17 protein-coding genes and 1 pseudogene are annotated in these 26,418 nt (G+C 71.3%); 12 read left to right on the top strand and 6 right to left on the bottom strand.

The features are described from left to right. Positions 1-202: 202 nt before the first annotated feature. The 4 genes from ABD366_RS37360 to ABD366_RS37345 all read left to right on the top strand — a co-directional run bounded on the left by ABD366_RS37360 (position 203) and on the right by ABD366_RS37345 (position 5,232). Positions 203-1,477, top strand: coding sequence for an extracellular solute-binding protein (locus ABD366_RS37360; RefSeq protein WP_324768672.1), 1,275 nt, complete (start codon positions 203-205; stop codon positions 1,475-1,477). A gap of 98 nt (positions 1,478-1,575) precedes the next feature. Further along, positions 1,576-2,568: a carbohydrate ABC transporter permease gene (locus ABD366_RS37355; protein ID WP_324768673.1), complete on the top strand. Its 993-nt coding sequence runs from the start codon at positions 1,576-1,578 to the stop codon at positions 2,566-2,568. A 19-nt stretch (positions 2,569-2,587) separates the two neighbouring features. Further along, positions 2,588-3,508 (top strand): sugar ABC transporter permease, encoded by a 921-nt coding sequence (locus tag ABD366_RS37350; protein WP_324768674.1) that lies wholly within the window; start codon positions 2,588-2,590, stop codon positions 3,506-3,508. Positions 3,509-3,570: 62 nt separating this feature from the next. After that, positions 3,571-5,232 carry a glycoside hydrolase family 13 protein gene (locus ABD366_RS37345; protein WP_324768675.1) on the top strand — a complete coding sequence of 554 codons (1,662 nt, stop codon included), beginning with the start codon at positions 3,571-3,573 and terminating at the stop codon, positions 5,230-5,232. A gap of 58 nt (positions 5,233-5,290) precedes the next feature. On the opposite strand, the gene ABD366_RS37340 is transcribed toward ABD366_RS37345, so the two are convergent. After that, the gene (locus ABD366_RS37340) at positions 5,291-7,363 is read right to left on the bottom strand and encodes a carbohydrate-binding module family 20 domain-containing protein (protein ID WP_324768676.1); all 2,073 of its coding nucleotides are present in this window, start codon (positions 7,361-7,363) and stop codon (positions 5,291-5,293) included. Positions 7,364-7,633: 270 nt separating this feature from the next. Between ABD366_RS37340 and pulA the strand changes: the two genes are divergently transcribed. Continuing rightward, entirely contained in the window at positions 7,634-12,964 is a 5,331-nt protein-coding gene (pulA, locus tag ABD366_RS37335) for a pullulanase-type alpha-1,6-glucosidase (RefSeq protein ID WP_411293691.1), read from the top strand. 63 nt (positions 12,965-13,027) lie between these two features. Here the strand turns inward: pulA and ABD366_RS37330 are convergent, their stop codons facing one another. Further along, the gene (locus ABD366_RS37330; RefSeq protein WP_324768677.1) at positions 13,028-14,326 is read right to left on the bottom strand and encodes an SGNH/GDSL hydrolase family protein; all 1,299 of its coding nucleotides are present in this window, start codon (positions 14,324-14,326) and stop codon (positions 13,028-13,030) included. A 247-nt stretch (positions 14,327-14,573) separates the two neighbouring features. Between ABD366_RS37330 and ABD366_RS43700 the strand changes: the two are divergent. Beyond that, positions 14,574-14,704 (top strand): annotated as a pseudogene (locus ABD366_RS43700) (MerR family transcriptional regulator); the annotation flags it as partial. Positions 14,705-14,844: 140 nt separating this feature from the next. On the opposite strand, the gene ABD366_RS37325 reads toward ABD366_RS43700, so the two are convergent. Beyond that, positions 14,845-15,552: a TetR/AcrR family transcriptional regulator gene (locus tag ABD366_RS37325; protein WP_324768678.1), complete on the bottom strand. Its 708-nt coding sequence runs from the start codon at positions 15,550-15,552 to the stop codon at positions 14,845-14,847. Positions 15,553-15,771: 219 nt separating this feature from the next. Between ABD366_RS37325 and ABD366_RS37320 the strand changes: the two genes are divergently transcribed. The 5 genes from ABD366_RS37320 to ABD366_RS37300 all read left to right on the top strand — a co-directional run bounded on the left by ABD366_RS37320 (position 15,772) and on the right by ABD366_RS37300 (position 22,000). After that, positions 15,772-16,638 (top strand): NAD(P)H-binding protein, encoded by an 867-nt coding sequence (locus ABD366_RS37320; protein ID WP_324770034.1) that lies wholly within the window; start codon positions 15,772-15,774, stop codon positions 16,636-16,638. A gap of 113 nt (positions 16,639-16,751) precedes the next feature. Further along, the gene (locus ABD366_RS37315) at positions 16,752-17,534 is read left to right on the top strand and encodes a DUF3152 domain-containing protein (protein ID WP_411293731.1); all 783 of its coding nucleotides are present in this window, start codon (positions 16,752-16,754) and stop codon (positions 17,532-17,534) included. Between the two features lie 285 nt (positions 17,535-17,819). Continuing rightward, on the top strand, positions 17,820-19,319 hold the full coding sequence (locus tag ABD366_RS37310; RefSeq protein WP_324770029.1) for an FUSC family protein: 1,500 nt from the start codon (positions 17,820-17,822) through the stop codon (positions 19,317-19,319). 245 nt (positions 19,320-19,564) lie between these two features. Then, positions 19,565-20,830 carry a nitric oxide synthase oxygenase gene (locus tag ABD366_RS37305; RefSeq protein WP_324770030.1) on the top strand — a complete coding sequence of 422 codons (1,266 nt, stop codon included), beginning with the start codon at positions 19,565-19,567 and terminating at the stop codon, positions 20,828-20,830. Between the two features lie 135 nt (positions 20,831-20,965). After that, the gene (locus tag ABD366_RS37300; RefSeq protein WP_324770032.1) at positions 20,966-22,000 is read left to right on the top strand and encodes a lactonase family protein; all 1,035 of its coding nucleotides are present in this window, start codon (positions 20,966-20,968) and stop codon (positions 21,998-22,000) included. A 142-nt stretch (positions 22,001-22,142) separates the two neighbouring features. On the opposite strand, the gene ABD366_RS37295 is transcribed toward ABD366_RS37300, so the two are convergent. Continuing rightward, positions 22,143-23,078 (bottom strand): sirohydrochlorin chelatase, encoded by a 936-nt coding sequence (locus ABD366_RS37295; protein WP_324770033.1) that lies wholly within the window; start codon positions 23,076-23,078, stop codon positions 22,143-22,145. A 330-nt stretch (positions 23,079-23,408) separates the two neighbouring features. Then, on the bottom strand, positions 23,409-24,410 hold the full coding sequence (locus ABD366_RS37290) for an N-acetylglucosamine kinase (protein WP_344443277.1): 1,002 nt from the start codon (positions 24,408-24,410) through the stop codon (positions 23,409-23,411). Positions 24,411-24,561: 151 nt separating this feature from the next. Here ABD366_RS37290 and ABD366_RS37285 point away from each other — a divergent pair, with 151 nt between their 5' ends. Further along, positions 24,562-25,239 carry a uracil-DNA glycosylase gene (locus ABD366_RS37285; protein ID WP_324772912.1) on the top strand — a complete coding sequence of 226 codons (678 nt, stop codon included), beginning with the start codon at positions 24,562-24,564 and terminating at the stop codon, positions 25,237-25,239. Between the two features lie 21 nt (positions 25,240-25,260). Here the strand turns inward: ABD366_RS37285 and ABD366_RS37280 are convergent, their stop codons facing one another. Continuing rightward, positions 25,261-26,349: a WD40/YVTN/BNR-like repeat-containing protein gene (locus ABD366_RS37280; protein ID WP_324772914.1), complete on the bottom strand. Its 1,089-nt coding sequence runs from the start codon at positions 26,347-26,349 to the stop codon at positions 25,261-25,263. Between the last annotated feature and the right edge of the window lie 69 nt (positions 26,350-26,418).

The following is a 26,418-nucleotide window of genomic DNA, read 5'->3' as shown; positions in this document are numbered from 1 at the left end:
TTTTGTCCGTCTCTTGTGGGTCACGAAGCGATAACTCGCCACAGTGGCTGCAATTTTTTGCTGCAAGGTCTTTCGCCGGGCTTGCCGCACTGTTACGTTCACGTCGCCCGGCGGCGGCGACGGCGCGGTCGGCAAGTAGGCCAGAGGAGCGGACGGGACCTCTCCTCGCCCACTCACGGGCATTCACCCTCTAGGAGATCTCATGCGGCGTGGCATAGCGGCCACCGCGGTGGTGGCGTCCCTCGCTCTCTCGGCGACGGCGTGTGGCGGAAGCGACGACGACGGCGGCAAGGCGTCCGGCCCGACCACCATCACGTGGTGGGACACGTCGAACGCCACCAACGAGGCGCCCACGTACAAGGCCTTGGTCAAGGACTTCGAGAAGGCCAACCCCGACATCAAGGTCAAGTACGTCAACGTGCCCTTCGACCAGGCGCAGAACAAGTTCGACACCGCGGCCGGCGCCAGTGGCGCCCCGGACGTGCTGCGCGCCGAGGTCGGCTGGACCCCCGCGTTCGCGAAGAAGAGCTACCTGCTGCCGCTGGACGGCACCGACGCCCTCTCGGAGCAGGACAAGTTCCAGGCGAGCCTGATCAAGCAGGCCCAGTTCGACGGCAAGACCTACGGTGTCCCGCTGGTCACCGACACCCTCGCCCTCGTCTACAACAAGGAGCTCTTCAAGAAGGCGGGCGTCACGAAGGCGCCCACCACCTGGGCCGAGCTGAAGTCGGCCGCCGCCGAGGTCAAGGACAAGACCGGCGCCGACGGCTACTGGGGCTCCACGGCCGGCTACTACGCCCAGCCGTTCCTGTTCGGCGAGGGCGCCGACACCGTCGACGCCGCCGGCAAGAAGATCACCATCGCCTCCGCCGAGGCCAAGAAGGGCATGACCGCCTGGCAGGGCCTGTTCGACGGCAAGGGTCTGCACAAGGCCGACGCCACCGCCGACGCGTACGCCCACATCCAGGACGCGTTCGTCAACGGCAAGGTCGCCTCGATCATCCAGGGCCCGTGGGAGATCACGAACTTCTACAAGGGCTCCGCGTTCAAGGACAAGGCGAACCTCGGCATCGCCACCGTCCCGGCCGGCTCGGCCGGCAAGGCGGGCGCCCCGACCGGCGGCCACAACCTCTCCGTCTACGCGGGCTCCGACAAGGCGCACCAGGAGGCGTCGCTGAAGTTCGTCAAGTGGATGACGTCGGCGAAGACGCAGGAGCAGATCGCCCTGAAGAACTCGACGCTGCCCACGCGCGCGGACGCCTACACCGACAAGGTCACTGCCGACCCGGGCATCGCCGGCTACCAGAAGGTGCTGCCCGCCGCCCAGCCGCGCCCCGAGCTGCCCGAGTACAGCTCGCTGTGGACGCCGATGGATCAGGAACTGCCGAAGGTCGCCACCGGCAAGGAGCCCCTCGACAAGGGCCTGGGCAACGTGGAGACCGCGTTCACCAAGCTCGTGCCCGACTTCAGCAAGTAACGGGCTCAGCCCAGTAGTTCGGCTTCGTAGTTCGACCGGTCCGCGCCCCGGAGGGGAGGGCGCGGGCCGGCGTCGACCTGATCAGAAGGTGCCCCGCCATGACCATCGCCGTCGACCGACCGGCCACCACGAGCCGTGAGCCGCGCCCAGGACCGATCCGGCGCCTGAAGGACTCGTACCGCAAGTACTGGTACGCGTACGTGATGATCGCCCCGGTCGTCGTGGTCCTCGGCGTTCTCGTCGGCTACCCGCTGGTGCGGGGCTTCTATCTGACGCTCACCGACGCCAACAGCCTCAACTCGGCGCGCACCATCGGCGTCAACCACATCGACGCCACCTACAAGTTCATCGGCCTCGACAACTACGCCGACATCCTGTGGGGCCCGGCCTCCTACGACCGTTTCTGGTCACATTTCATCTGGACCGTCGTCTGGACGGCGCTCTGTGTCGCCCTGCACTACGGCATCGGGCTCGGCCTCGCCCTGCTGCTCAACCAGAAGATGCGCGGACGCACCTTCTACCGGCTGATGCTGATCCTGCCGTGGGCGGTGCCCACGTTCGTCACCGTCTTCGCGTGGCGGATCATGCTCGCCGACTCCGGGATCATCAACTCGACGCTCGGCTCGCTCCATCTGCCCCAGCCCGCCTGGCTGGAGGACCCCTTCTTCCAGAAGGCCGCGGCGGTCCTCGTCAACACCTGGTGCGGCGTGCCGTTCATGATGATCTCGCTGCTCGGCGGCCTGCAGTCCATCGACGCCTCCCTGTACGAGGCCGCGGAGATGGACGGCGCGAGCGCCTGGCAGCGGTTCCGCCACATCACCCTGCCCGGTCTGCGCTCGGTCAGCTCGACGGTGGTCCTGCTCGGCGTGATCTGGACGTTCAACCAGTTCGCGATCATCTTCCTGCTGTTCGGCAACACGGCGCCCGACGCACAGATCCTCGTGACCTGGGCCTATCGCCTGGGCTTCGGGCAGCAGCCGCGCGACTTCGCGCAGTCCGCCGCGTACGGCGTGCTGCTCCTGTCGATCCTCACCGTCTTCACGTCCTTCTACTACCGCTGGTTGAGGCGCAATGAGCAGCTCGCCGTCTGACGCCGCAGGAGCCACCACCATGAGCACCACGACCGCCGCTGCCTCGAAGGTCCCCGCGCAGCGCTCCACGCCGCAGACCGCCCCGACGAAGGTGCGCCGGGTGCGCCGGCGCGGCGAGCGCGGCCCACTGGCGACCGCCCTGTCGCACGGTGTCCTCGCCGTCGCCAGCCTGATCGCCCTGTTCCCCATCGTGTGGCTCGTCTACCTGTCGGCGGGACCCGACAAGGACGACTACCTGCACCCCGGCGGCATCGCCGGCAAGGCCACGCTCGACAACTACGCGTACGTGCTCCAGCACACCGGCTTCTTCGACTGGATGAAGTCGACGCTGGTCGTCGCCCTCGGTACCACCCTCGTCGGCGTGCTGTTCGCCGCCACGACCGGGTACGCCGTCTCCCGGATGCGCTTCCCCGGCTACCGGCCGCTGATGTGGGTGCTGCTGCTCACACAGGCGTTCCCCATCGCTGTCCTGATCGTGCCGATGTACGAGATCTTCTCCGAACTCGGCCTCATCGACAGCTACCTCGGCCTCATCCTGGTCAACTGCACGACGATCGTGCCGTATTGCACCTGGTTGATGAAGGGCTACTTCGACACCGTGCCGGTCGACATCGACGAGGCGGGCCGCATCGACGGACTCTCGCCGTTCGGCACGTTCTGGCGGCTGATCCTGCCGCTGGCCAAGCCCGGTATCGCGGTCGCCGCGTTCTACGCCTTCATCACCGCGTTCGCCGAGGTCGCGTTCGCCTCCACGTTCCTGCTCGACGACTCGAAGTACACCTTCGCGGTCGGCCTGCAGAGCTTCATCAGCGAGCATGACGCGCAGTGGAACCTCATGGCCGCCACCGCGGTGTTGATCGCCATCCCCGTCACCGCCTTCTTCTACCTTGTCCAGAAGCACCTGGTCACCGGCCTCACCGCAGGCGGGACCAAGGGCTGAGGCCCAAGAAGACCCCTACGCACACCGACCAGTAGCCGGCTCCTTTACGCAGCAAGGACACCATGACTCAGCACTCCACCGACGAGTCCCCGGCGTTCGCCACCACGACCCGCGAGACCACCGACTGGTGGCGCGACGCGGTCATTTACCAGGTCTACCCGCGCAGCTTCGCCGACAGCGACGGCGACGGCACCGGCGACCTCGAAGGCGTCCGCCGTCACCTGCCCTACCTGCGCGACCTCGGCGTCGACGCCGTGTGGCTGTCACCCTTCTACGCCTCCCCGCAGGCCGACGGCGGCTACGACGTCGCCGACTACCGGGCCGTCGACCCCATGTACGGCACGCTCCTGGACGCCGACGCCGTGATCCGCGACGCGCACGGGCTCGACCTGCGCGTCATCGTCGACCTCGTGCCCAACCACTCCTCCGACCAGCACGAGTGGTTCAAGCGGGCCGTCGCCGAGGGCCCCGGCTCGCCCTCGCGCGACCGCTACCACTTCCGCCCCGGCAAGGGCGCGAACGGTGAACTCCCGCCCAACGACTGGGAGTCCATCTTCGGCGGCCCCGCCTGGACGCGGCTGCCGGACGGCGAGTGGTACCTCCACCTCTTCGCGCCGGAGCAGCCCGACTTCAACTGGGAGCACCCGGCCGTCGCCGACGAGTTCCGCTCCATCCTGCGGTTCTGGCTGGACATGGGCGTCGACGGCTTCCGTATCGACGTCGCCCACGGTCTCGTCAAGGCCGAGGGCCTGCCCGACCTCGGCGCGCACGACCAGCTGAAGCTGCTCGGCAACGACGTCATGCCGTTCTTCGACCAGGACGGCGTCCACGCGATCTACCGCTCCTGGCGCACGATCCTCGACGAGTACGACGGCGACAAGGTCTTCGTCGCCGAGGCCTGGACCCCGACCGTCGAGCGCACCGCCAACTACGTGCGCCCCGACGAACTGCACCAGGCCTTCAACTTCCAGTACCTGGGCGCCCCTTGGGACGCGACCGAGCTGCGCGCCATCATCGACAGCTCCCTCGACGCGATGCGCCCGGTCGGCGCCCCGGCCACCTGGGTGCTCTCCAACCACGACGTGACCCGGCACGCCACCCGCTACGCCAACCCGCCCGGCGGCACCCAGATCCGCACCGCGGGCAACCGGGAACTCGGCCTGCGCCGCGCCCGCGCCGCCACGCTGCTCATGCTGGCGCTGCCCGGATCCGCGTACGTCTACCAGGGCGAGGAGCTCGGCCTGCCCGACGTCACCGACCTGCCCGACGAGGTGCGCCAGGACCCGTCGTTCTTCCGCGCCCAGGGCCAGGACGGGTTCCGCGACGGCTGCCGGGTACCGATCCCGTGGACCGTGGAGGGCCCGTCGTACGGCTTCGGTGACGGCGGCAGCTGGCTGCCGCAGCCGGAGAGCTGGGGCGCCCTCAGCGTCGAGGCGCAGACCGGCGACCCGGACTCCACCCTGGAGCTCTACCGCTCGGCCTTCGCCCTGCGCCGCGCCCAGCCGGGCCTCGGCGCCGGCGCCGACGTGACGTGGCACGACGACGTCCCCGACGGCGTGCTCTTCTTCGAGCGGCCCGGGTTCGCGTGCACGGTCAACACGACCGGCGGCCCCGTCTCCGTCACCGCGCCCGGCCGGGTGCTGCTCTCCTCCGGCCCGGTGACGGTCGAGGACGGCTCCGTCGAGCTGCCCGCCGACACGACGGTGTGGTGGGAGACGGTCTGACCCGCTGAGACCTGAAGAAGGGGGCCGGTGCACACCGGCCCCCTTCCTCATACGTGTGTCACTTCCAGGTGTCGCTCACCGTGTATCCGGCGCCCGATCCCGTCGTGTAGGAGCGGTTGGCGCCCGACTCCCAGGTCACGGTCCCGGAGGCGTCCTTCTTCAGGTACTTGTACGTGAAGGCCGTGCTCTTGGGGACGATGACCGTCCTGCCCCAGGAGGGGTACGCGGCAGACGACAGCGGTATCGCGTCGGCCGGGTTCCAGGAGCCGAGCGAGGGGAGCGAACCGACGACGTACACGTTCGTGCCCTGGGTGGTCGTGGCGTTCGCCGTGAACCGGACGTCGGTGGCGTCGGCGTCCGCCACGTTCCACGTGTTGTTCACCGCGGCCGACGACGTGCCGGTGGTCAGCTTCCGGTTGGCGTTCGACTCCCAGGTGACGGTCCCGGAGGCGTCCTTCTTCAGGTACTTGTACTCGATCGAGGACGCGGCGGGTACGGCGATGTCCTTCTTCCAGACGGGGTAGCCGGCGGAGGAGAGCTTCACCGCGTTCGCCGTGTTCCAGGAGCCGAGCGCCGAGGTCGAGCCGACGACGTAGACATCGCTGCCGGAGGTCGTCGGCGCGTACTCGTTGAAGGAGGCGGTGACGGTGGAACCGCCGTCCGAACCTCCGTCGCCACCACCGCAGTTGACGGTGCAGATGTACGAGCCGTCGTAGAACGCGACCGCGCCCTTCGCCGGGACGGTGAGCGCGGCCTTGCCGCCGGAGACGGTGACGGAGGTGGCGCCGCCGTTGATCACGTTCTTGTACGTGCCGTCCTTGAGACCGGTCGTGTACGTGTGGGTGTGAGCGGACGAGCTGTTGTTGAGGGCGACGAAGCCGCCGGTGCCGCGGGCGAAGCCGATGACGTTCGAGGCCGGGGACTGCCAGTTGGCGACGGAGGCGTTCGCGACCGCGTTGTGCCAGGCGATCATTCCGGAGACGGCGGTGTCCCGGTCCAGGCAGGACCAGCCGGAGGAGCAGTTCGTGTCGGTGACGAAGCCGCCGTTGTTGGGCGGCGCCTCGTCGCTCTGGCCGAAGTTCCAGGCCGCGTACACCGACGGGCGGCCGTACCCGCGCGCCAGCTGGAAGACGTTGGCGAGGACCGCCGTCGCGCCGTCCTTGTAGCTGAGCGTGTAACCGTTGCGCTCGGTGTCGTGGTTGGTGACGAACGTGTTGGAGTTCGCCTCGTTCGCCAGCCCCCAACTGCTGCCGAACGACGCCAGGTTCGCGATGTCACCGCCGCCGAACTGGGACTTCATGGCGGCCGCGTACGTGAAGTCGAGGACGTCGCCGTTGTTGTAGTAGTCGCCCAGCGCGGGCGGATTGCCCGGGTAGACCTCCTGCGTGAGGTACGGGGCGTCGCCCGCCGTCGTGGTGTGCAGCGCTCCCTTGATGGCGTTCATGTCGCCCGTCTCGATGTGCTTGGCCGCGTCCACGCGGAAGCCGTCCACACCGAGGTCGATCTGCTTGTTCAGGAAGCCCACGATCTTCGCGCGGACCCCCGACTCGGATGTGTCGAGGTCGGGCAGGCCGAGCAGCTCGCAGTGCTGCACCTCGTACTGATCGGACCAGTTGGAGATGGTCTTCGTGCAGTCGTCGCTGTCGGCCGGGTCGTAGTCCGGGGTGTCGTACTTGTTGCCGATCGTGGTGCCCGCGTAGCCGGTGCCGGTCTGCGCGGCCGTGTGGTTGATGACGGCGTCCGTGTAGACCTCGATACCCGCCGAGTGGCAGGTGTCGATCATGCTCTTGAAGTCGCCCGCACTGCCGAACCGGCTGTCCAGCTTGTACGAGTACGGCTGGTAGACGTCCCACCAGAAGTAGTTCGCCTGCTTGAGGGACTCCTCGGGCGGCGCGACCTGTACGGCGCCGTAGCCGGCCGGGTCCAGGACGTCGGTGCACTCCTTGGCGACCGATTTCCAGTTCCACGACCACAGGTTGGCGATCACGTCGCCGTTCTTGACGCCCGTGTCGGCGGCGGACGCGCTCTGGGCGGGCAGGGCGACGACGCCGCCGAGCGCCAGGGCTCCGACGGCGACGGCGACGGCGGTGCGGTGCTTTCTCCTGAGTGCTCGGGTGGGGGACGGGCGCATGTGCGGCTCCTGTATGTGGGGTTTCCGACCCGTCTGCGACGAAGGGGGAGACGGGTGGCGCACCGTGAGAGTGAGGGAGCTTCCAAGGCCGCGTCAATAACTTGGTTGAAAGTTCTTGCTGTTGATTGCAGAACTCTTGCAGCAAAGTTCCTGCAAGCGATACGGTCACGCGGCGGACCGGTGCCGCTCCAGGCCGTGTTCGCCAAGGCCCTTCTGTCGCGCCCCGGATTCACGCACTTCAAGAGCCCTGTTTCCGCGAGGAGTTCCGCCTTGAGCCGCACCCTTTCGAGCCGCACCCGCTCCGTCCCGCACAGACGGGCCGCCGCGTACACCGCGGCGGCCGCGCTCCTGCTGACCCTGGCCCAGCCGCTCGCGGCCCGCGCCGCCACCCCTCCCGCGCCGCCGTCCGACGCGAAGCTGGCCGCGGAGCCCGCCCGCCACGACCTGACGCGCGAGCAGTACTACTTCGTCCTTCCCGACCGCTTCGCGAACGGTGACACCGCCAACGACAAGGGCGGCCTGACCGGCTCCCGCCTCGCGACCGGCTACGACCCCGGCGACAAGGGCTTCTACCAGGGCGGCGACCTCAAGGGCCTCACCGAGCGGCTCGACTACATCGAGGACCTCGGCACCACCGCGATATGGCTGGCGCCGATCTTCAAGAACAAGCCGGTACAGGGCACCGGGGAGAACGCCTCGGCCGGCTACCACGGCTATTGGATCACCGATTTCACGCAGGTCGACCCGCACTTCGGCACCAACGCCGACCTGAAGACCCTCATCTCCAAGGCCCACCGCAAGGGCATGAAGGTCTTCTTCGACGTCATCACGAACCACACCGCCGACACGGTCGACTACACGGAGAAGACGTACAACTACCGTCCCAAGGGCGCCTACCCGTACCTCGACACCGAGGGCCGCCCCTTCGACGACAGCAAGGGCGTGACGGCGAAGGTCGACGCGGACTCCTTCCCGTACACGCCGAAGAACACGGGCGAGATGGTCCCGTCCTGGCTCAACGACCCGGCCATGTACCACAACCGCGGCGACTCGACCTGGGAGGGCGAGTCGACCACGTACGGCGACTTCTCCGGGCTCGACGACCTGTGGACCGAGCGGCCCGAGGTCGTCAAGGGCATGGAGGACATCTACAAGACGTGGGTGCGAGACTTCGACATCGACGGCTTCCGCATCGACACCGTCAAACATGTCGACCTGGATTTCTGGGCCCAGTGGGCGACCGCGCTCGACACATATGCCGCCAAGCAGGGCCGTGACGACTTCTTCATGTTCGGCGAGGTGTACTCCGCCGACACGGACGTCACCTCCCCGTACGTGACGCGCGGCCGGCTCGACGCGACGCTCGACTTCCCGTTCCAGGACGCGGCCCGCGCCTATGCCTCGCAGGGCGCGTCGGCCGACAAGCTGGCCAAGGTCTTCGCCGACGACTACAAGTACGCCACGGACAAGGCCAACGCGTACGAGCAGGTCACGTTCCTCGGCAACCACGACATGGGCCGCATCGGCAGCTTTCTGAAAGCCGACAATCCGGCCGCGTCCGACGCCGAGCTGCTGCAACGCGACAAGCTCGCCAACGAAGTGATGTTCCTGTCGCGCGGCAACCCCGTCGTCTACTACGGCGACGAGCAGGGCTTCACCGGCCCCGGCGGCGACAAGGACTCCCGGCAGACGATGTTCGGCTCGAAGGTCGCCGACTACCTCGACGACGACGAGATCGGCACCGCCCGCACCCACGCCGACGACGCGTACGACACCAAGCACCCGCTGTTCAAGGCGATCGCCAAGCTCTCCGAGCTCCGCAAGGACAACCCGGCGCTCGCCGACGGCGCGCAGCGGGAGCTGTACGCGAAGGACTCGGTGTACGCCTTCTCGCGCACCGGCGCGAACCGCGACTACGTCGTGGCGGTCAACAACGCGACCGTGGCGAAGACGGTCGAGCTGCCCGTCGAGTCCGCGAAGTACCGTGCCCTGTACGGGGGTTCGGGCACGGTCAAGGCGTCCGGCGGGCACATCGAGGTCACCGTCCCGGCCCTGTCGTCGCTCGTCCTGCGGGCCTCCGGCAAGCTCCCGGCGCCGAGCGCGAAGCCCACGCTGTCGCTGACGGCCCCGGAAGCCGGCGCCACCGGTACGGTCACGCTCTCCGCCGACCCCGCTACGACGGCCTCGGCCCGCGTGGTCTTCGCCGCTCAGGTCGGGAACGGCGCGTGGCGCACCCTCGGCTCCGTCGACCACGCCCCGTACCGGATCACGCAGAACCTGCCGGACACGGTGGATGCCGGAACGCCGTTGCGGTACAAGGCAGTTGTGGTGGACCGTGCCGGACGTACCGCCAGCGCCCTCGCCGGCTCGACGGCGGGGCAGCCGCCCGCGCCCGAGAAGCCGACCGCCGTCGACCGTGACCACGCCGTCGTCCACTACAAGCGCAAGGGCGGCGACTACGACGGCTGGACCCTCAAGTCCGGCTCCCAGACCGCCGAGTTCACCGGTCGGGACGCCTATGGCGCCTTCGCCTGGGTGAAGGTTCCGGACGGCGCCGGCTCCCTGGCGTACACCGTCGAGAAGGGCGGCGCCGCCGACGGACCGCAGCGCACCGTCGACCTGGCGAAGACCGGCGAGGTCTGGGTCGAACAGGGCAAGGACGAGCAGACGGCAGCCAGGCCCGACGGGGTCTATCCGCCGCAGGACGAGAAGAAGGCCGTCGTCCACGTCCACCGCGCCGACGGCGCCTACGACGGCTGGGGCCTGCACACCTGGACCGGTGCCGCCACCCCCACCGACTGGTCGAAGCCGCTCGAGCCCACCGGCAAGGACGCCTACGGACTGATCTTCGAGGTGCCCCTCGCCGACGGCGCGACCACCCTGAACTACATCCTGCACAAGGGCGACGAAAAGGACATCGCCAGCGACCGCGTCCTCGACTTCGCCACGTACGGCAAGGAGGTGTGGCTGAACTCGGGAGAGAGCGGCTACCTCCTCCCGTCCGTCGGCTCGGGCGGCGACCTCGACCTGTCCAAGGCGCAGGCACAGTGGATCGACGCCGACACTGTCGTCTGGAAGGTGGCGCCCACCGCAGCCACCAGCCAGCAGCTCGTCTACGCGCCCGAGGGCGGCATCACCGTCCAGGACGGCGCCCTGAGCAGTGAGGGCCACTGGCTGCGACTGACTCCCGGTGCGCTGACGGACGCGCAGAAGGCCAAGTACCCGCACCTGAAGGACTATCCGGCGTTCACCGTCGACCCGCGCGACCGTGACCGGGTGCGCGACGCACTGCGCGGCCAGCTGATAGCGACCCAGCGCGCGGCCAACGGCGCCCTGCTCGCGGCCACGGGGGTCCAGGTCCCGGGCGTCCTGGACGACGTGTACGCGTCCGGCGCCGCGAAGGCCTCCCTCGGCCCGGTCTTCAAGGGCGGCAAGGTCACGCTCTCCGTATGGGCGCCGACCGCGCGGGACGTCCGCCTCGAACTGGGCGGCAAGGAGCGGGCGATGCGCCGCGACGCCACGAGCGGCGTGTGGTCGGTCACCGGCTCCGCGGCGGCCTGGCGCGGCGAGCAGTACCGCTACGCCGTGAGCGTCTGGGCGCCGAGCGTCCAGAAGCTCGTCACGAACAAGGTCACCGACCCGTACTCGGTCGCCCTCACCGCGAACTCGGAGCGCAGCCTCGTCGTCGACCTGGACGACAAGGCCCTCGCCCCGAAGGGCTGGTCGGGCCTGGCGAAGCCGAAGGCCGTCGCCATGAAGGACGCGCAGATCCAGGAGCTGCACATCCGCGACTTCTCGGTGGCGGACAGCACGACCCCCGCGAAGGACCGGGGCACCTATCTCGCCTTCACCGACAAGAACAGCGACGGCTCGAAGCACCTGCGCGAACTCGCCGGCTCCGGCACCTCGTACGTGCACCTGCTGCCCGCCTTCGACATCGCCACCATCCCCGAGAAGAAGTCCGACCAGGCCACGCCCGACTGCGACCTGACGTCCTACGCCCCCGACAGCGACCGGCAGCAGGAGTGCGTGGGCAAGACCGCCGCCAAGGACGCGTACAACTGGGGCTACGACCCGTACCACTACACGGTTCCGGAGGGTTCGTACGCCACCGACCCGGACGGCACCCGGCGCACCGTCGAGTTCCGGCAGATGGTCAAGTCGCTCAACGAGGACGGGCTGCGCGTCGTCATGGACGTCGTGTACAACCACACGGCGGCCGCGGGCCAGGAGAAGACGTCCGTGCTCGACCGGATCGTGCCGGGCTACTACCAGCGGCTCATGGAGGACGGTTCCGTCGCGAACTCCACGTGCTGCGCGAACACCGCGACCGAGAACACCATGATGGGCAAGCTCGTCGTCGACTCGATCGTCACCTGGGCCAAGGAGTACAAGGTCGACGGCTTCCGCTTCGACCTGATGGGCCACCACCCCAAGGCCAACATCCTCGCGGTCCGGGGGGCCCTCGACGCGCTCACCCTCAAGAAGGACGGCGTCGACGGCAAGAGCGTCATCCTGTACGGCGAGGGCTGGAACTTCGGCGAGATCGCCGACGACGCCCGCTTCGAGCAGGCCACGCAGAAGAACATGGCGGGCACCGGCATCGCCACCTTCTCCGACCGGGCACGTGACGCCGTGCGCGGCGGGGGCCCCTTCGACGAGGACCCGGGCGTGCAGGGCTTCGCCTCCGGCCTCTACACCGACCCCAACTCCTCGACGGCGAACGGCACACCGGCCGAGCAGAAGGCCCGCCTGCTGCACTACCAGGACCTCATCAAGGTCGGCCTGTCGGGCAACCTCGCGGCCTACGAGTTCACCGACAGCGACGGGAAGAAGGTGAAGGGCTCCGACGTCGACTACAACGGCGCGCCCGCCGGATACGCGGCCGCCCCCGGCGACGCCCTGGCCTATGCGGACGCGCACGACAACGAGTCCCTGTACGACACGCTGACGTACAAACTGCCCGCGACGACGAGTGCGGCGGACCGCTCGCGCATGCAGGTCCTCGCGATGGCCACGGCCGCACTGTCGCAGGGCCCGGCCCTGTCGCAGGCGGGCACCGACCTGCTGCGGTCCAAGTCCCTGGACCGGAACTCGTTCGACAGCGGTGACTGGTTCAACGCCATCCACTGGGACTGCCGGGCGGGCAACGGGTTCGGGCGCGGGCTGCCCCCGGCCGCCGACAATCAGCCGAAGTGGCCGTACGCCAAGCCCCTGTTGACGTCGGTTCCGGTGCCGGGCTGTGCGTCCATCAACGGCACGTCCGCCGCGTACCAGGACCTGCTGAGGATCCGTACGGCCGAGCCGGCCTTCCGTCTGGACACGGCGGGTCAGGTCCAGAAAGAGCTCTCCTTCCCGCTCTCCGGCAAGGACGAGACGCCGGGCGTCATCACGATGCGCCTCGGCGACCTCGTGATCGTCCTGAACGCGACGCCGCAGCGGCAGAGCCAGACGGTCGCGGCGCTCGCCGGGTCCGGATACCGGCTGCATCCGACGCAGTCCGGCGGCTCGGACAGCGTCGTCAAGTCGGCTTCGTACGCGGCCGGTTCGGGGACCTTCGAGGTGCCCGCCCGTACGGTGGCGGTGTTCCGGAGCAAGTGATCCGGTGCGACGGTGCCCCCCTCGGCGGGGGCACCGTCGCACTCGGTGTCCTGTGCTGATCGCTCAGTGCTTCAGGAGCAGCCGCAGCGGGAACGCTCCCGCCATCGCGGCCATGCCCGCGTCGTTCGGGTGCAGACCGTCGCCGCTGTCGTACGCGGCCAGCAGCCGCCCCGGGTCGTCGGGGTCGCGCAGCGCGGCGTCGAAGTCCACGACTCCGTCGTAGCTGCCGCTCGTGCGGGTCCAGCGGTTCACGGCCTGCCGCACCGCCTCCCGCTGGGGTGTGTAGAAGCCGAGGGTGTCACCCTCGAAGGGCAGGATCGTCGCCCCGAAGATCTGCAGCCCACGGTCGTGGGCCCGGCGGATCAACTGCCGGTATCCGGCGATGAGTTCGGCGGCCGACACCTCCTCGGAGGCGGGCGCTGTGGTGCCCGGGTGGCCCAGATCGTTGACGCCGAGCAGTACGACGACGGCGCGGGCGCCCGGCTGGCGCAGTACGTCCCGGTCGAACCGCTTCAGGCCGCTCTCGCCGAAGTAGGCGGCGTAGGACTCCGCGCCCGAACCGGCAGGCGGGTTCGGGTCGCGCAGCAGGCGGTTGCCGCCGATACCCGCGTTCAGCACGCCGGTACCCGCGAGGCGCCGGTCCCCGCGCAGCCGTTCGGCGAGCAGATCGGGCCAGCGGTGATCGGCGTCGATCTGTGTGTTCGACCCGTCGGTGATGGAGTCGCCGAACGCCACCAGTGCCGAGTCCGCCGTGCGCCGGTGCCGGTCGACGGCGACACCCGACAGGAAGTACCGGCTCGTCATGGTCGCGGTCGGCGTCACATCGGGCTTGCCCGCGACATTGCCCGCCGCGACGTAGCCGTGCTGGAACGCCGAGGAGTGGACCGTGCCGGCGGCCCGGCGCGGCAGATAGAGGCTGATCACGAGGGAGCCGCCGGCCGGTGTGGGCAGGGCGACCGGGTCGCTCCAGCGCTGGGAGCCGGCGGCGAGCGTCGTCGAGGAGCGGCCGCCGAACCGCAGCGACCGGTCGGTGGCCGGGTCGACGGCGGTGGCGGGCCCGTCGGCGGCGCGGCGCGCGACATGTGCCTCGCCGATCGTCAGCGGGGTGGAGCCGAACTCGTTGGTGAACCGGACACGCACCGTGCGCCCCGCGACGCTGGTGTGCACGATCTGCCGCAGCGTCTGATCGGCGAACGAGGTGCTGTCGGAGGCGGGCACGCCGGTGGGCGCGGCGGCCCAAGTGCCGGTGAAGCCGGTACTCGCACCCTGCGCGGCGGACGGCAGGGCGACGGTCGCGAGGAGCCCCGCGAGGGGGAGGGCCAGAAGGGCCAGCGGCTGCCGGGGCCAGAAGCGTCTTCGCATGAATGTCGTTCCTTCCTCGGGGTGGTTCGGGGCGGTGCGGGGTGGTTCGGATGGCTCGAGGTGGTTCGAGGTGGCTCGGGTCGGCTCGGGTTGGCTCGGAGTGCCGAAGGGATGACGGCGCGTCGGAACGTACGGGTGGGACGGGGGCCCGTCAATGGGACGTCGGACGCGTCAGGTGGCCAAAAGTATGCGCCCGCGTGGCGGGGTCGACCCTGACACCGTGTGGGCCATTGGAGTGGGAGACGTCATGTCCGCCATCGGAGATTCGCCCGCCACGGCCGGGTCTCGGTCCGCATGCTGCGTCACCACGACGCGACGGGACTGCTGCACCCGGCCGAGGCCGACCCCGCCGGCGGTTACCGCCACTCCACGGGCAGCGACCCTTGTGCACCGCGGCCCGATGGAGGCCGTCCTGCCCGCGGTGCAGGCGCTGGCCCGCTGGATCGACGCGCATGGCTACCAAGGCGCGGGCCCGACCGGCCCAGTCGCGGCGAGGGCCGACCGGGTCCGCGCCGTCGCTATTGCCGGGCGATCCGGTCCAGCCACTCGCGCAGCAGCGCCTGCTCCGTCTCGGTCAGCGCCGTCGTCCCCGGAAGTGCCGCGCGCAGCGCGACCGCCGCGCCGACCGGTCCCGGCGCCTCGGCCGCCGGGGCGTCCGTGGTGATCGCCGCGATGACCGCCTCGCGCGCGAGCACCGACAGCTCGGTGTCGCGCCGACCGGCGTCCTGCCCGATCAGGGTGACGGTCGTCCCGCTGCCCGCGGCGTGCACCAACTGCGCGGCCCGCTCCTCGGTGACCCGCAGCCGGCCCGCTTCGGCGATCCGGTGGATGTGGGTGGCCAGCACCTCGAAACCGGCCACGGCGGCCGGCGGCGGGACGGTGCCGGGGCGCCGGCGGCCGAACATGAGCAGGTAGAGCGCCGGGTTGGCGAGCCCGAAGTCGAGGTGCAGATCCCAGCCGGCGCGCAGATCCGCGACCGGGTCGTCGGTCGGCTCGACCTCCGTCTTGTCGCTGAGATACGCGGCGAAGCCCTCGGCCGCCGCCGCGTCGAGCAGCCCCTGCTTGTCACCGAAGAGCCGGTAGATCGTCGGGGCCTGCACCCCGGCCGCCGCGCCGACCGCGCGCGTCGACACGGCCTCCTCGCCACCCTCGGTCAGCAGCCTGGTCGTGGCCGCGAGGATCCGCTCACGGGGGCCGCCCTCGGCGGTGACTTCGTGGACGCTCATGTGGCAACGGTAACAGCATGGCGTTAGCGCCGATAAGTTATCGATGTTAGCGTGATGGCGTTAGCGTCGTTAGTGGCCGTCCTGGCCGTCCTGGCCGTCCTGGCCGTCCTGGCCGTCCTGGCCGTCCTGGCCGTCCTGGCCGTCCTGGCCGTCCTGGCCGTCCTGGCCGTCTGCTGCCGCCACCCCTGCCCCTGCTCTTACTCCTCGCCTGGAGGCGTCATGATCATCGTTACCGGAGCCACCGGCCAGCTCGGCCGCAAGACCGTCGAGCGGCTGCTCGACCGGATCCCCGCCGACCGGATCGGCGTCAGCGTCCGCACCCCCGACAAAGCCCAAGACCTGCGCGAACGCGGCATACGTGTGCGCCGTGGCGACTTCGCCGAACCGGCGACGCTGGCCCACACCTTCGAAGGAGCCGAGCAGGTCCTCATCGTCTCCGCGGACTCCACCGGCGAGGCCACGGTCGCCGGACACCGCGCCGCGATCTCGGCGGCCGTGGCCGCGGGCGCCCGCCGTGTCCTCTACACGAGCCACATGGGCGCGAGCCCGACATCGCCCTTCGCGCCCATGCCCGACCACGCCGCCACCGAGCAGGCCCTGCGGGAGTCGGGCGCAGCCCACACCACCCTGCGCAACGGCTTCTACGCGACGTCGGCCGTCATGATGCTCGGCGACGCCGTCCGCACCGGGCGCCTGATCGCCCCGCAGGACGGCCCGGTCTCCTGGACGGCCCACGCCGACCTGGCGGAGGCCGCCGCGCTCGTGCTGGCCGACGAGGGCTGCTTCGACGGCCCGACCCCGGCGCTCACCGGCGCCGACTCCCTCGACCTCGCGGACATCGCGGCGCTCGCCTCGGACCTCGCCGGACGCACCGTGGAACGGGTCGTCGTCCCTGATGAGGAGTACCACGCAGGACTCGTCGCCCACGGGGTGCCGACGGCGCAGGCGGATCTGCTCCTCGGCCTGTTCGAGGCCAGCCGCCAGGGGGAGTTCGCGGCGGTCGACCCGGCGCTCGCTTCCCTGACCGGGCGTCAGCCGACGCCTCTGCGCGACGTATTGAAGGCGGCGATCGCGGCGGCGCGGTGACGGGAGAGCCGGCGGTGATGCGTGGCGGCGACGGCTGAAACCACCGGGCCGGTCGGGAGCTGGTCCGAACCAAGTGGCAGGATCAGGGGGTTCACGATCCAGGGGGGGCCAGGGTGAACCGAGGACGCCATGGGGCGCGCCGTGCCGGGAGGGCACGAAGACACCTGACACAACTGCTGCTGTCGAGCGCGGTGATCGCCTCCGTGCTCGTCGCGGGCAGCGCCGCGTACGCGTACTGGCAGCACACGAAGGAGCTCGCCGTCACACGGTGCGTGCGCTCCGGGGGCGGGCCGAGCGCCGCCGCGATGGGCGCCGTACCCGGCGCGCTGCCCGTGGTCGGCCCGGGCACCTTCACCGTGGCGCGCGGCGAGGGCGAGGCGGCCGGCCCGGGACACCGGCTGCGACGCTACAAAGTGCTGGTGGAGGACGGGATCGGCGTCAAGGCCGATGCCGCCGCGCGCCAGATAGCGGGCATCCTCGGCGACCCGCGCGGCTGGAGCCGCGACGGGGTCGACTCCTTCCAGCTCGTCGACTCGGGCCCGCGGGACTTCATCATCAAGATCGCCACTCCGCACACGGTGGACTGCCTCTGCGGCTCCGCGGGCCTGGACACCGGCGGCGAGGTGAACTGCAGCATCGGGGAGTCGGTGGTGGTCAATCTGCGCCGCTGGGTGGATGGTTCGCCGGAGTTCGACGGACCGATAGGGGAGTACCGGGCTCTGATCGTCAACCACGAGGTGGGCCACCGCATCGGCCACGGGCACGAGACGTGCCCGGGGGCCGGCCGGCCCGCCCCCGCGATGATGCAGCAGATCAAGGGCCTGCACGGCTGCACAGCCAACGCCTGGCCCTACGACCGCGCGGGCACCTACCTCGGCGGACCGCACGTGGCCTGACGGAGCGGCCGGTGGTGGTCCGTTGGCCCTCCACCGGCCGCCGAGGGACCCCGCGTCCTGTGCCATTGGCCCAGGACGTTCGGCCCCTGTTGAACCATCAGTCCCACAGGTGCTGAGATACGCATGTCGATGGCGCTGCGGATCCCGAAAGGGATCTCCGCGGCGCCTTACGTATGTGATGACTCATGCGGGGACTCGTGCCGGGCCTCACTCGGCCCGCGTAGGGCACATACGGGACCCACTCGGGACTCACTCAGGACTCACTCAGGACAGGAGCGGGGCAACTTGCTGAAGAGGGCGTTCGTCGCACCGGACCCGGGCCGGGCGCGGCTGCGGTTCGCGAGCCGGGCGGTGCTCGGCATCGGTCTCGCCGTGACGGTGTGCGGGGCGGCCGGACATTCGCTGACGGCGGCCGTCACCGGCGGCCTGGCCGCGCTGCTCGCCCTGTTCACGGTGACCGATCCGACGGTACGCGGCCAGGCCGTGACGACGGCGCTGCTGCCGGTCGTCGGGCTCCCGGTGCTGGCTCTCGCCGCCCTGCTGCACGAGACGCCCCTCGCCCGCGACCTGGCGTTCCTCACCGTCGTAGGAGCGGGCGTGTACGCGCGGCGGTGGGGGCCGCGCGGCCACTCGCTCGGCGTGTTCGCGTTCATGACCTTCTTCGCGGCGCAGTTCCTGCACACCACCCCCGGCCAACTGCCCGAGCTGTACGCGGCGGTGCTGATGTCGCTCGCCGCCGCGTCCGCGGTGCGGTTCGGGGCGTGGTGCTACGAGCGCCGGGCCCCCGTGCCCGCCCCGGTACCCGCGCCCGCCACCGGGCGGGGACTGGCCCGGATCACAACCCGGCAGGCCGTCCAGGCGACCACGGGCGCGGCCTTCGCGCTCGCCGTCGGGCAGCTGCTGTCCGACCAGCGGTGGTACTGGGCGGTGGGCGCCACCTGGTGGGTGTTCGTGAACACCACCTCGCGCGGCGAGACGCTGGTGCGCGGATTCCGCCGGTTCCTCGGCACCCTGCTCGGCATCGTGCTCGGATTCCTGGTCGCCGTGCCGCTGCACGACGAGCAGGTCGCGGCCGCCGTGGTGATCGCGGCCGGCGTCTTCGGCATCTTCTACACGGCTGCCGTCTCCTACACCTGGATGATGCTCTCCGTCACCGTCATGGCGAGCATGCTGTACGGGCTTCTCGGCGTCCTCGATCCCGCCCTCCTTGTCCTGCGGGTGGGGGAGACGGCCGTCGGAGCGCTCGGCGCCGTCCTCGCCGTCCTCCTCGTCCTGCCGGTGACCACGCACTCCGTCACCGACGCCTGGGTCGAACGCGCCCTGCGCTGCGTCCACGCCTGCACCGCAGAGGCCGCCGCCCGGCTCGCCGGGTCCACCACCGCCGACCCTGCCCCCCGCGTCGCCGAGCTGGAGGCCCTGCTCGGCCGCGTGCGGCTCTCGCTCGCCCCGCTCGTCCACCCGCTCAGCCCGCTGCGGGCCCGCAAGGGCCGGGCCCGGCAGGTGCTCGCCCTCCTCGACGACTGCGCACGCGAAGTGCGCGGGCTCGCCTCCGTCGCCGCGGACCCGGAGGCCTCGCACGACGCCCGGCTCGCCGCCGCCTGCTGGCGCGTGGAGAGCGCGGTCGAAGCGCTGACCGCGCCCGCCCCGTACACCCGCGGCGTCGACACCCCGCCCCGGGCGGCCGAGGCCGAACCCGTCCTCGCCCATCTGCACGCCCTCGAGCAGGCCCTCGTCGACCTCGCCGTCCCGCTGCGCGGAGACCGGCGCGCGAGCCTGAGCGCATAGCGGATCCTGCGCTCCGCCGCGCAGTTCCCCACGCTCCCCGTACGTCCGTGACCCGGCGCCCACCGGGGCCGACTTGTGGTTGTCTCGCATCGGCGTGGACAACCCGGTCCCGAGTGAGGCACTTTCCCGGGGCACGTACAGGGTGGATCAGACCGCCCCAGGGGTAACCCCGCGCCATCGGACACCTGGGCACACGGCCGCGCGGGAGCGAGCCGTGCGCCGTTGTCGAGCCGCTGGGGTGTGTCATGCGAAGCGACCTGCGCAGGAACGGGCCACGGGACGTGGAGGGCTGGCTGTCCGCCGCCGACGCGCCCCGCCACGACCGGAGGACGGTGCCCGCCGACGGCGTCCGTACCGGGCGCGGCGGCGGACCGACCGGTGCGGTCGCCCGCGCGGCGGCCGACTTCGTCCTCCGCCACCATGCCGAGGAGGAGCTGGGCGACCCGGCCCCCAGGCTCGCCGAGATCGACGCCGAACTCGCCGCCACGGGCACCTACACGCACACTTCGCGGGAACTCGTCTTCGGCGCCCGCGTCGCCTGGCGCAACGCCAACCGCTGCATAGGCCGCCTGTACTGGCGCTCCCTGCGGGTGCGCGACCTGCGCCACCTCACCGGCGCCGAGGAGATCGCCGAGGCCTGCGCCGACCACCTCCGCCAGGCCACCACCGACGGCCGTATCCGCCCCCTGATCACCGTCTTCGCCCCGGACGCACCCGGCAGGCCCGGCCCGCGGATCTGGAACGAACAGCTCATCCGCTACGCCGGCTACGTCCAGCGCGACGGTCACGTCATCGGCGACCCGCGCGGCGTGGGCCTGACGGAGTACGCCCGCGCCCTGGGCTGGCGCGGCGGCGCCGGCACCCCCTTCGACGTGCTGCCGCTGATCGTGCAGCGGGTCCCGCACGAGCCGCCCCGCTGGTTCGAACTGCCACCGGACGCGATTCTCGAAGTCCCGCTCCACCACCCGGAGTTCGCCTGGTGGTCCGAGCTCGGCCTGCGCTGGCACGCCGTACCCGCGCTGTCGAACATGTGCCTGGAGATCGGCGGCATCTGTTACGGCGCGACCCCCTTCAACGGCTGGTACATGGGCACCGAGATAGGCGCCCGCAACCTCGCCGACACCGACCGCTACAACCTCCTGCCCTACCTCGCCCGCCGACTCGGGCTCGACACGAGCACCGACCGCAGCCTGTGGAAGGACCGGGCCCTGGTCGAGCTCAACCGTTCGGTCCTGCACTCCTTCGACCAGGCGGGCGTCACCGTCAGCGACCACCACACCGAGTCGACCCGCTTCCTGACCCACCTCGCCCGCGAGGAGTCCCGCGGCCGCACCGTCGGCGCCGACTGGTCGTGGATCGTGCCGCCGATCTCCGGCTCCGCGACCCCGGTCTTCCACCGCACGTACGACACCGTCGAGAGCACCCCGGCCTACGTCCACCACCCCGACGCCCACGCACGGGCCCGCGGCGAGGAACGCAGCCCGTCGCGGCACTTGAGAGCCTTCCTCTGAGAACCCCGCCCGCGCCCGGGCCGCGCGCGAACGCCGGAGGTGTGAAGAAAGGCCCACTGCCTGTCAGGACCTGGTCTAGACCGGCTGCTACGGTCGGCGCACGGGCACCCGGCCCGCATGCCGAAAGGGGAAGCAGTGACCGGCGCACAGTCAGGGCGGGCCTACATCGGATCCTTCACCGCGGCGGGCGGCCCAGGCATCACCACCGCCGGCGTGGACGCCACGGACGGCTCGCTGACCCTCCTCGCCGCCACGGACGCGCTCGCCGACCCCTCGTACCTGACGGTCGCGGGCGGACTGCTGTACGCGGTCAGCGAGACCCCGGACGGGTCGGTCGCCGCGTTCCGCACGGACACCACGCCGGTGACCCAGACCGGCAAGCCCGCCCCGGTCGACGGCGACGGCCCCACGCATCTGTCCCTCTGGGGCGGCCACGTGCTCACGGCCAACTACGGCTCCGGCAGCGTCACCGCGCTCCCGCTGCGCGCCGACGGCACGGTGGACGCATCCGGCCGCGACGTGCTGCGACACACCGGTTCGGGCCCCCACCCGCAGCGCCAGCAGGGCCCGCATGCCCACCAGGTCGTGGCGGACCCGAGCGGCAACTGGGCGGTCAGCGTCGACCTCGGTACGGACTCGGTCCGGGTCTGCACCCTCACCGACGGCCGGCTCGCCGTGCACCACGAGACGGCCCTGCGCCCCGGCTCGGGCCCCCGCCACCTGGTCTTCCACCCGTCCGGCGGCCATGCGTACGTCCTGAACGAACTCTCGCCCACGCTCACGGTCTGCCAGTGGGACGCCACGACCGGCATCCTCAAGCCGCTGGCGGAATACGCGGTCCTGGCCGACGCCCCGCGCGGTGACGCCCACCCCTCCGCGATCGTCATCTCCTCCGACGGCCGCTTCCTCTGGACGGCGACCCGCGGCGAGGACGTCATCTCCCACTTCACCCTGGACGCGTCGGGCGAACACCCCACCCTGAGCTCGACGACCCCCTGCGGCGGCCACTGGCCCCGCGACCTGGCCCTCCACCCCTCCGGCCGCCACCTCTACGCGGCGAACGAACGCTCCGGCGACATCACCTGGTTCACCCTGAACCCCCAAACAGGCACCCCGACGCGCACAGCCTCGATCCGCACCCCGGCCCCGTCCTGCGTGATCTTCGACTGACGCCCAAGCCCGGGACGCGCCATCCAAGCCGGTCCGGCGATTGAGGACACGCTTGAGCCCGTCCGGGGCGCTTGAGGACAAGCCCGAAGGGCAAACGACAGCGGGCCCGAGGCCAAAGCCCCGGGCCCGCAGTCGTCCAGCCTCAACCGCCGGAGGCAACCGGCTGGGGAGTGATCCCCAACGCAGCCGTGTACTTCCCCAGCGCAAGCTTCCCCATCGCCGGATACGCCCCCAGCGGCTCCGCGGCAGCACACCCCGCATCCTTGGCGGCGGCCTCCCACACGCTCGGGTCCAGCTCGGGCCCGACGAGGTACGGCGCGAGCGCCAGCTGCTGCGAGCCGGAGCCGCGCAGCTGCTCGGCGGTCGCCGCGATGGCGCCCTCCTCGTCGAGCGCGGCGGCGATCACCGGCACGGCGAGCCGCGCGGCGAGCAGCATTCCGGTGATCCCGGCGGCCTGCACGGCTTCCTCGCCGCCCACGGAGGCGAGGATGATGCCGTCCGCGGCGGTCGCCACGGTGAACAGGCGGGCCCGGTCGGCGCGGGCCAGACCGGCCTCGGAGAGCCGTACGTGCAGCCCCTCGGCCAGCAGCGGGTGCGGGCCGAGGACATCGGTCAGCTCGGCGGCGACACGGCTGTCGGCGATGGACTGGCGGATCTGGCGCAGCAGCGCGCTGTCGGGGCCGGCGAGCAGCGGCACGACGACCGCGACAGGGCCTTCGGGCGCCGGGGCCTCGACACCGGCGGCGACGGCCTGCTCGAAGCGGGCCGTGCGCTCCTTCGCGGCGTGCGCGAGCACGGACGCGAGGGCGGGGAACTCGGCGGACACCGGGAAATCGGTGGTCTCCCCGTCGACGAAGCCTACGCGGGCGTCCAGACCGGGGAGCTCGGAGCGTGCGATGCTCACGACCTCGTCGGCGAGCATGCGCGTCGCGGCGCTGGGCGTGCCGGGCACGGCCAGCACGAGGGCAGGTGCGCCCTCGGGAGCGGCCACGGGTTCCGGACGGCGGTGGCGTCCGGGCTGGCGAGGTCGCGGCATTCGTACAGGCAGGCCGGAAGCGGGCCCGTTGGGGGAGCTCATGGCGCCGCATGCTACTGGCTCGCCGGTATCCGGTGCTCGGTCAGGGGGCAGCTGAGCGGTATCCGTCCGCGATTGTCCGTTCAGTTACGGATGCTTCAAGTGTCCTGGTCCGCGGGGGTGCACGAGAGCCACGAGGGCACGCACGCGACGGCTACGGGACGCGCACGCGACGGCTACGGGACGCGCACGCGACGGCTACGGGACGCGCACGCGACGGCTACGGGACGCGCACGCGACGGCTACGGGACGCGCACACGGCAGCTACAGGACGTGCACGTGAAAACCACGGGACGTATGCGCGGCCGCCACGGGACGGTGCGGACACGAGAGCTACGGGACGTGCAGCAGCCGCCCCTCCCTCGGCAGCCGGAGGCCGTCCGCGGCGAGGGCGCCGGCGATCACCAGCGAACCGTGCAGGGGGTCGCCGGTGGCGGTGACCGCGGTGACGCCGGGGAGCAGCTCCGCCAGCTCCTCTCTGAGCGGCGCGAGGAGCGGTTCGCCCATCTTGAACAGGCCGCCGGTGAGCGCGACTTCACCACCGCCCGCCGGGCAGACGGCTGCCGCCGCCTCCGCGATGTGCCGCGCGCCGTCCCGCAGGATCCCCGCGGCGACCGGGTCGTACGCGGCGCAGCGGGCCACGTCCGGGGCGAACGAGGCCAGCGCGGCGGGCCGGTCGGTGCGCGGATAGATCCGGCCGGGCAGTTCGCCCGCGGGGCCGAACCGCTCCTCGGCCAGCGCGAGCAGTGCCGGGCTGCCGCCGCGCCGCCCGTCGAACGCCCGCATCGCCGCGTCGAGTCCGGCCCGCCCGATCCAGGCACCGCCGCCGCTGTCGCCGAGCAGATGCCCCCAGCCGTCGGCCCGGCGCCAGGTGTCGAGGCCGGTACCGAGGGCGATGAGGCCGGTGCCCGCGGCGACGACCGCGCCGGGCCGCTGACCGAGTGCCCCCGCGTACGCGGTCACGGCGTCTGCGGCCAACGCGAGCCGTACGACGCCCAGTTCACGCTTGAGCGCGTCCGGCAGCTCGGCCCGCAGACCGTCTCCGAGGGTCGCCATACCGGCGGCACCGACGGTGACCGCGGCCGGGGCCGGTCCGCCCACCGCGTCCAGCAACACCCCTGCCATGGGCAGGAGTTGCTCCAGAAGGTGCGCCGGGTCGATGCCCGATGCCACGGTGCGCACCGGTTCGTGGGACACGGTGGTCGCGGCCCCGGCCAGGTCGTCGGCGGGGGCGAGCGCGACGCGCAGGCCGGAGCCGCCGGAGTCGACGCCGAGCACCCAGCGTTCCGCGTCCGGCGCCGCCCCGGCAGCCCGCGTCTGGCTCGCTGAACGCACCCGGATCCCTTTCCCTTGCTGCCTGTTCCCGCTTCCGGCCCCCTGCGGGGAGGAACGGACGAGGAGGAAGACTAGCGCTGCGCGGTGCCCTCGCGTACGGGGGCTTCCCCGTCGGGAGCGGGCCGGCCGTGTGGCAGTAGAGTGACGCGTCGTGGCAGCACGACCTCTGAACGAACTTGTCGAAGCGGGCTGGGCGAAGGCCCTGGAGCCCGTGGCCGAACGCATCGCGACCATGGGGGATTTCCTGCGGTCCGAGATCGCTTCGGGCCGTACCTACCTCCCGGCCGGGGCGAACGTCCTGCGGGCTTTTCAGCAGCCGTTCGACGACGTCCGGGTGCTCATCGTCGGCCAGGACCCCTACCCCACACCGGGTATGGCGATCGGGCTGAGCTTCGCGGTGTCGCCCGAGGTGCGCTCGCTTCCCGGCAGCCTGGAGAACATCTTCCGGGAGATGCACGCGGACCTCGGGCTGCCCCGGCCCTCCAACGGCGACCTCACGCCCTGGACGCGGCAGGGCGTACTGCTGCTCAACAGGGCGCTGACGACGGCGCCGCGCTCCCCGGGCGCCCACCGCGGCAAGGGCTGGGAAGAGGTCACCGAGCAGGCGATCCGGGCGCTGGTCGCCCGGGACAAGCCGCTGGTCTCCGTGCTGTGGGGGCGCGACGCACGTAACCTGCGCCCCCTGCTCGGGCAGTTGCCGGCGATCGAGTCCGCGCACCCCTCGCCCATGTCGGCGGACCGGGGTTTCTTCGGCTCCCGCCCCTTCAGCCGCACCAACGACCTGCTGACAGGGCTCGGCGCACAGCCGGTGGACTGGCGCCTGCCCTGACCCCCGCCCGGCGCTACGGCCTCACCCCACGACCGCCGCGCGCACGCACAGCACGTCCGGCAGATGGGACGCCACCTGCCGCCAGCTGTCGCCGTCGTCGGCCGACGCGTACACCTCCCCGTTCCGGTTGCCGAAGTACACGCCCGCCGGGTCCGCGTCGTCCGTGCACAGCGCGTCCCGCAGGACCGTGCCGTAGTGGTCGCCCTGGGGCAGCCCCTTGCTCAGCGGCTCCCAGGTCGCACCGGCGTCCTGGGTGCGGTAGACCCGGCAGCGGCGGTCGGCCGGGACGCGGTCCGCGTCCGCGGTGATCGGGAAGACGTACGCCGTGTCGCCGCGGTGCGGATGCGCGGCGACACCGAAGCCGAACGTCGACGGCAGCCCCGCCCCGATGTCGGTCCACTTCGCGCCCGCGTCGTCGCTGCGGTACACGCCCCAGTGGTTCTGCAGATACAGCCGGTCCGGATCCGCGGCGTCCCGCGCCACCTTGTGCACGCACTGGCCGAACTCGGGGTCCGGGTCGGGCAGGAAGACGGCGGACACCCCCGAGTTCGACGGGGCCCAGCTCGCCCCGCCGTCCGCCGAGCGGAACACCCCGGCGGTCGACACCGCCACCGTCAGCGCCTGCGGGTCCCGCGCGTCCGTGAGGACCGTGTGCAGGCCCTCACCGCCGCCGCCCGGCACCCACTGGGAGCGCGTCGGATGCTCCCAGAGCGGGCGGCACAGCTCGAACGTCTCGCCCCGGTCCGCCGAGCGGTACAGCGCCGCCGGCTCCGTGCCCGCGTACACCACGTCCGGTTCGGCTGCCGCCGGGTGCAGCTGCCACACCCGCTCCAGCGAGGTCCCGGTGTCCTTCGGGAACTTGACGGCGGGCGAGGAAGGCTCGGTCCAGGTACGCCCGAGGTCGTCCGAGTGGAAGACGGACGGCCCCCAGTGCGCGCTGTCGCCGCCCACGAGCAGCCGGGGCGTGTCCGTCCGGGTGTCCAGGGCGACGGAGTAGACCGCCTGCGCGTTGAAGTACGGACTCTCGTCGAACTCCCAGGGCCCGCCACCGCGCCTGCGCCCCAGGAACAGCCCCTTGCGCGTGCCCACGGCCAGCAGCACATCACTCATGCCGAACACCTCCGAAACGTCGTTGTCTCCAGGTGTCCGTCAGTCTGCACCCCGCCACTGACAATGGCC

It is taken from the genome of Streptomyces kunmingensis (genome assembly GCF_039533535.1).
GTDB lineage: Bacteria > Actinomycetota > Actinomycetes > Streptomycetales > Streptomycetaceae > Streptomyces > Streptomyces kunmingensis.
Note: the sequence above shows the minus strand (reverse complement) of the source record. Positions and strands in the feature narration are given on the sequence as shown.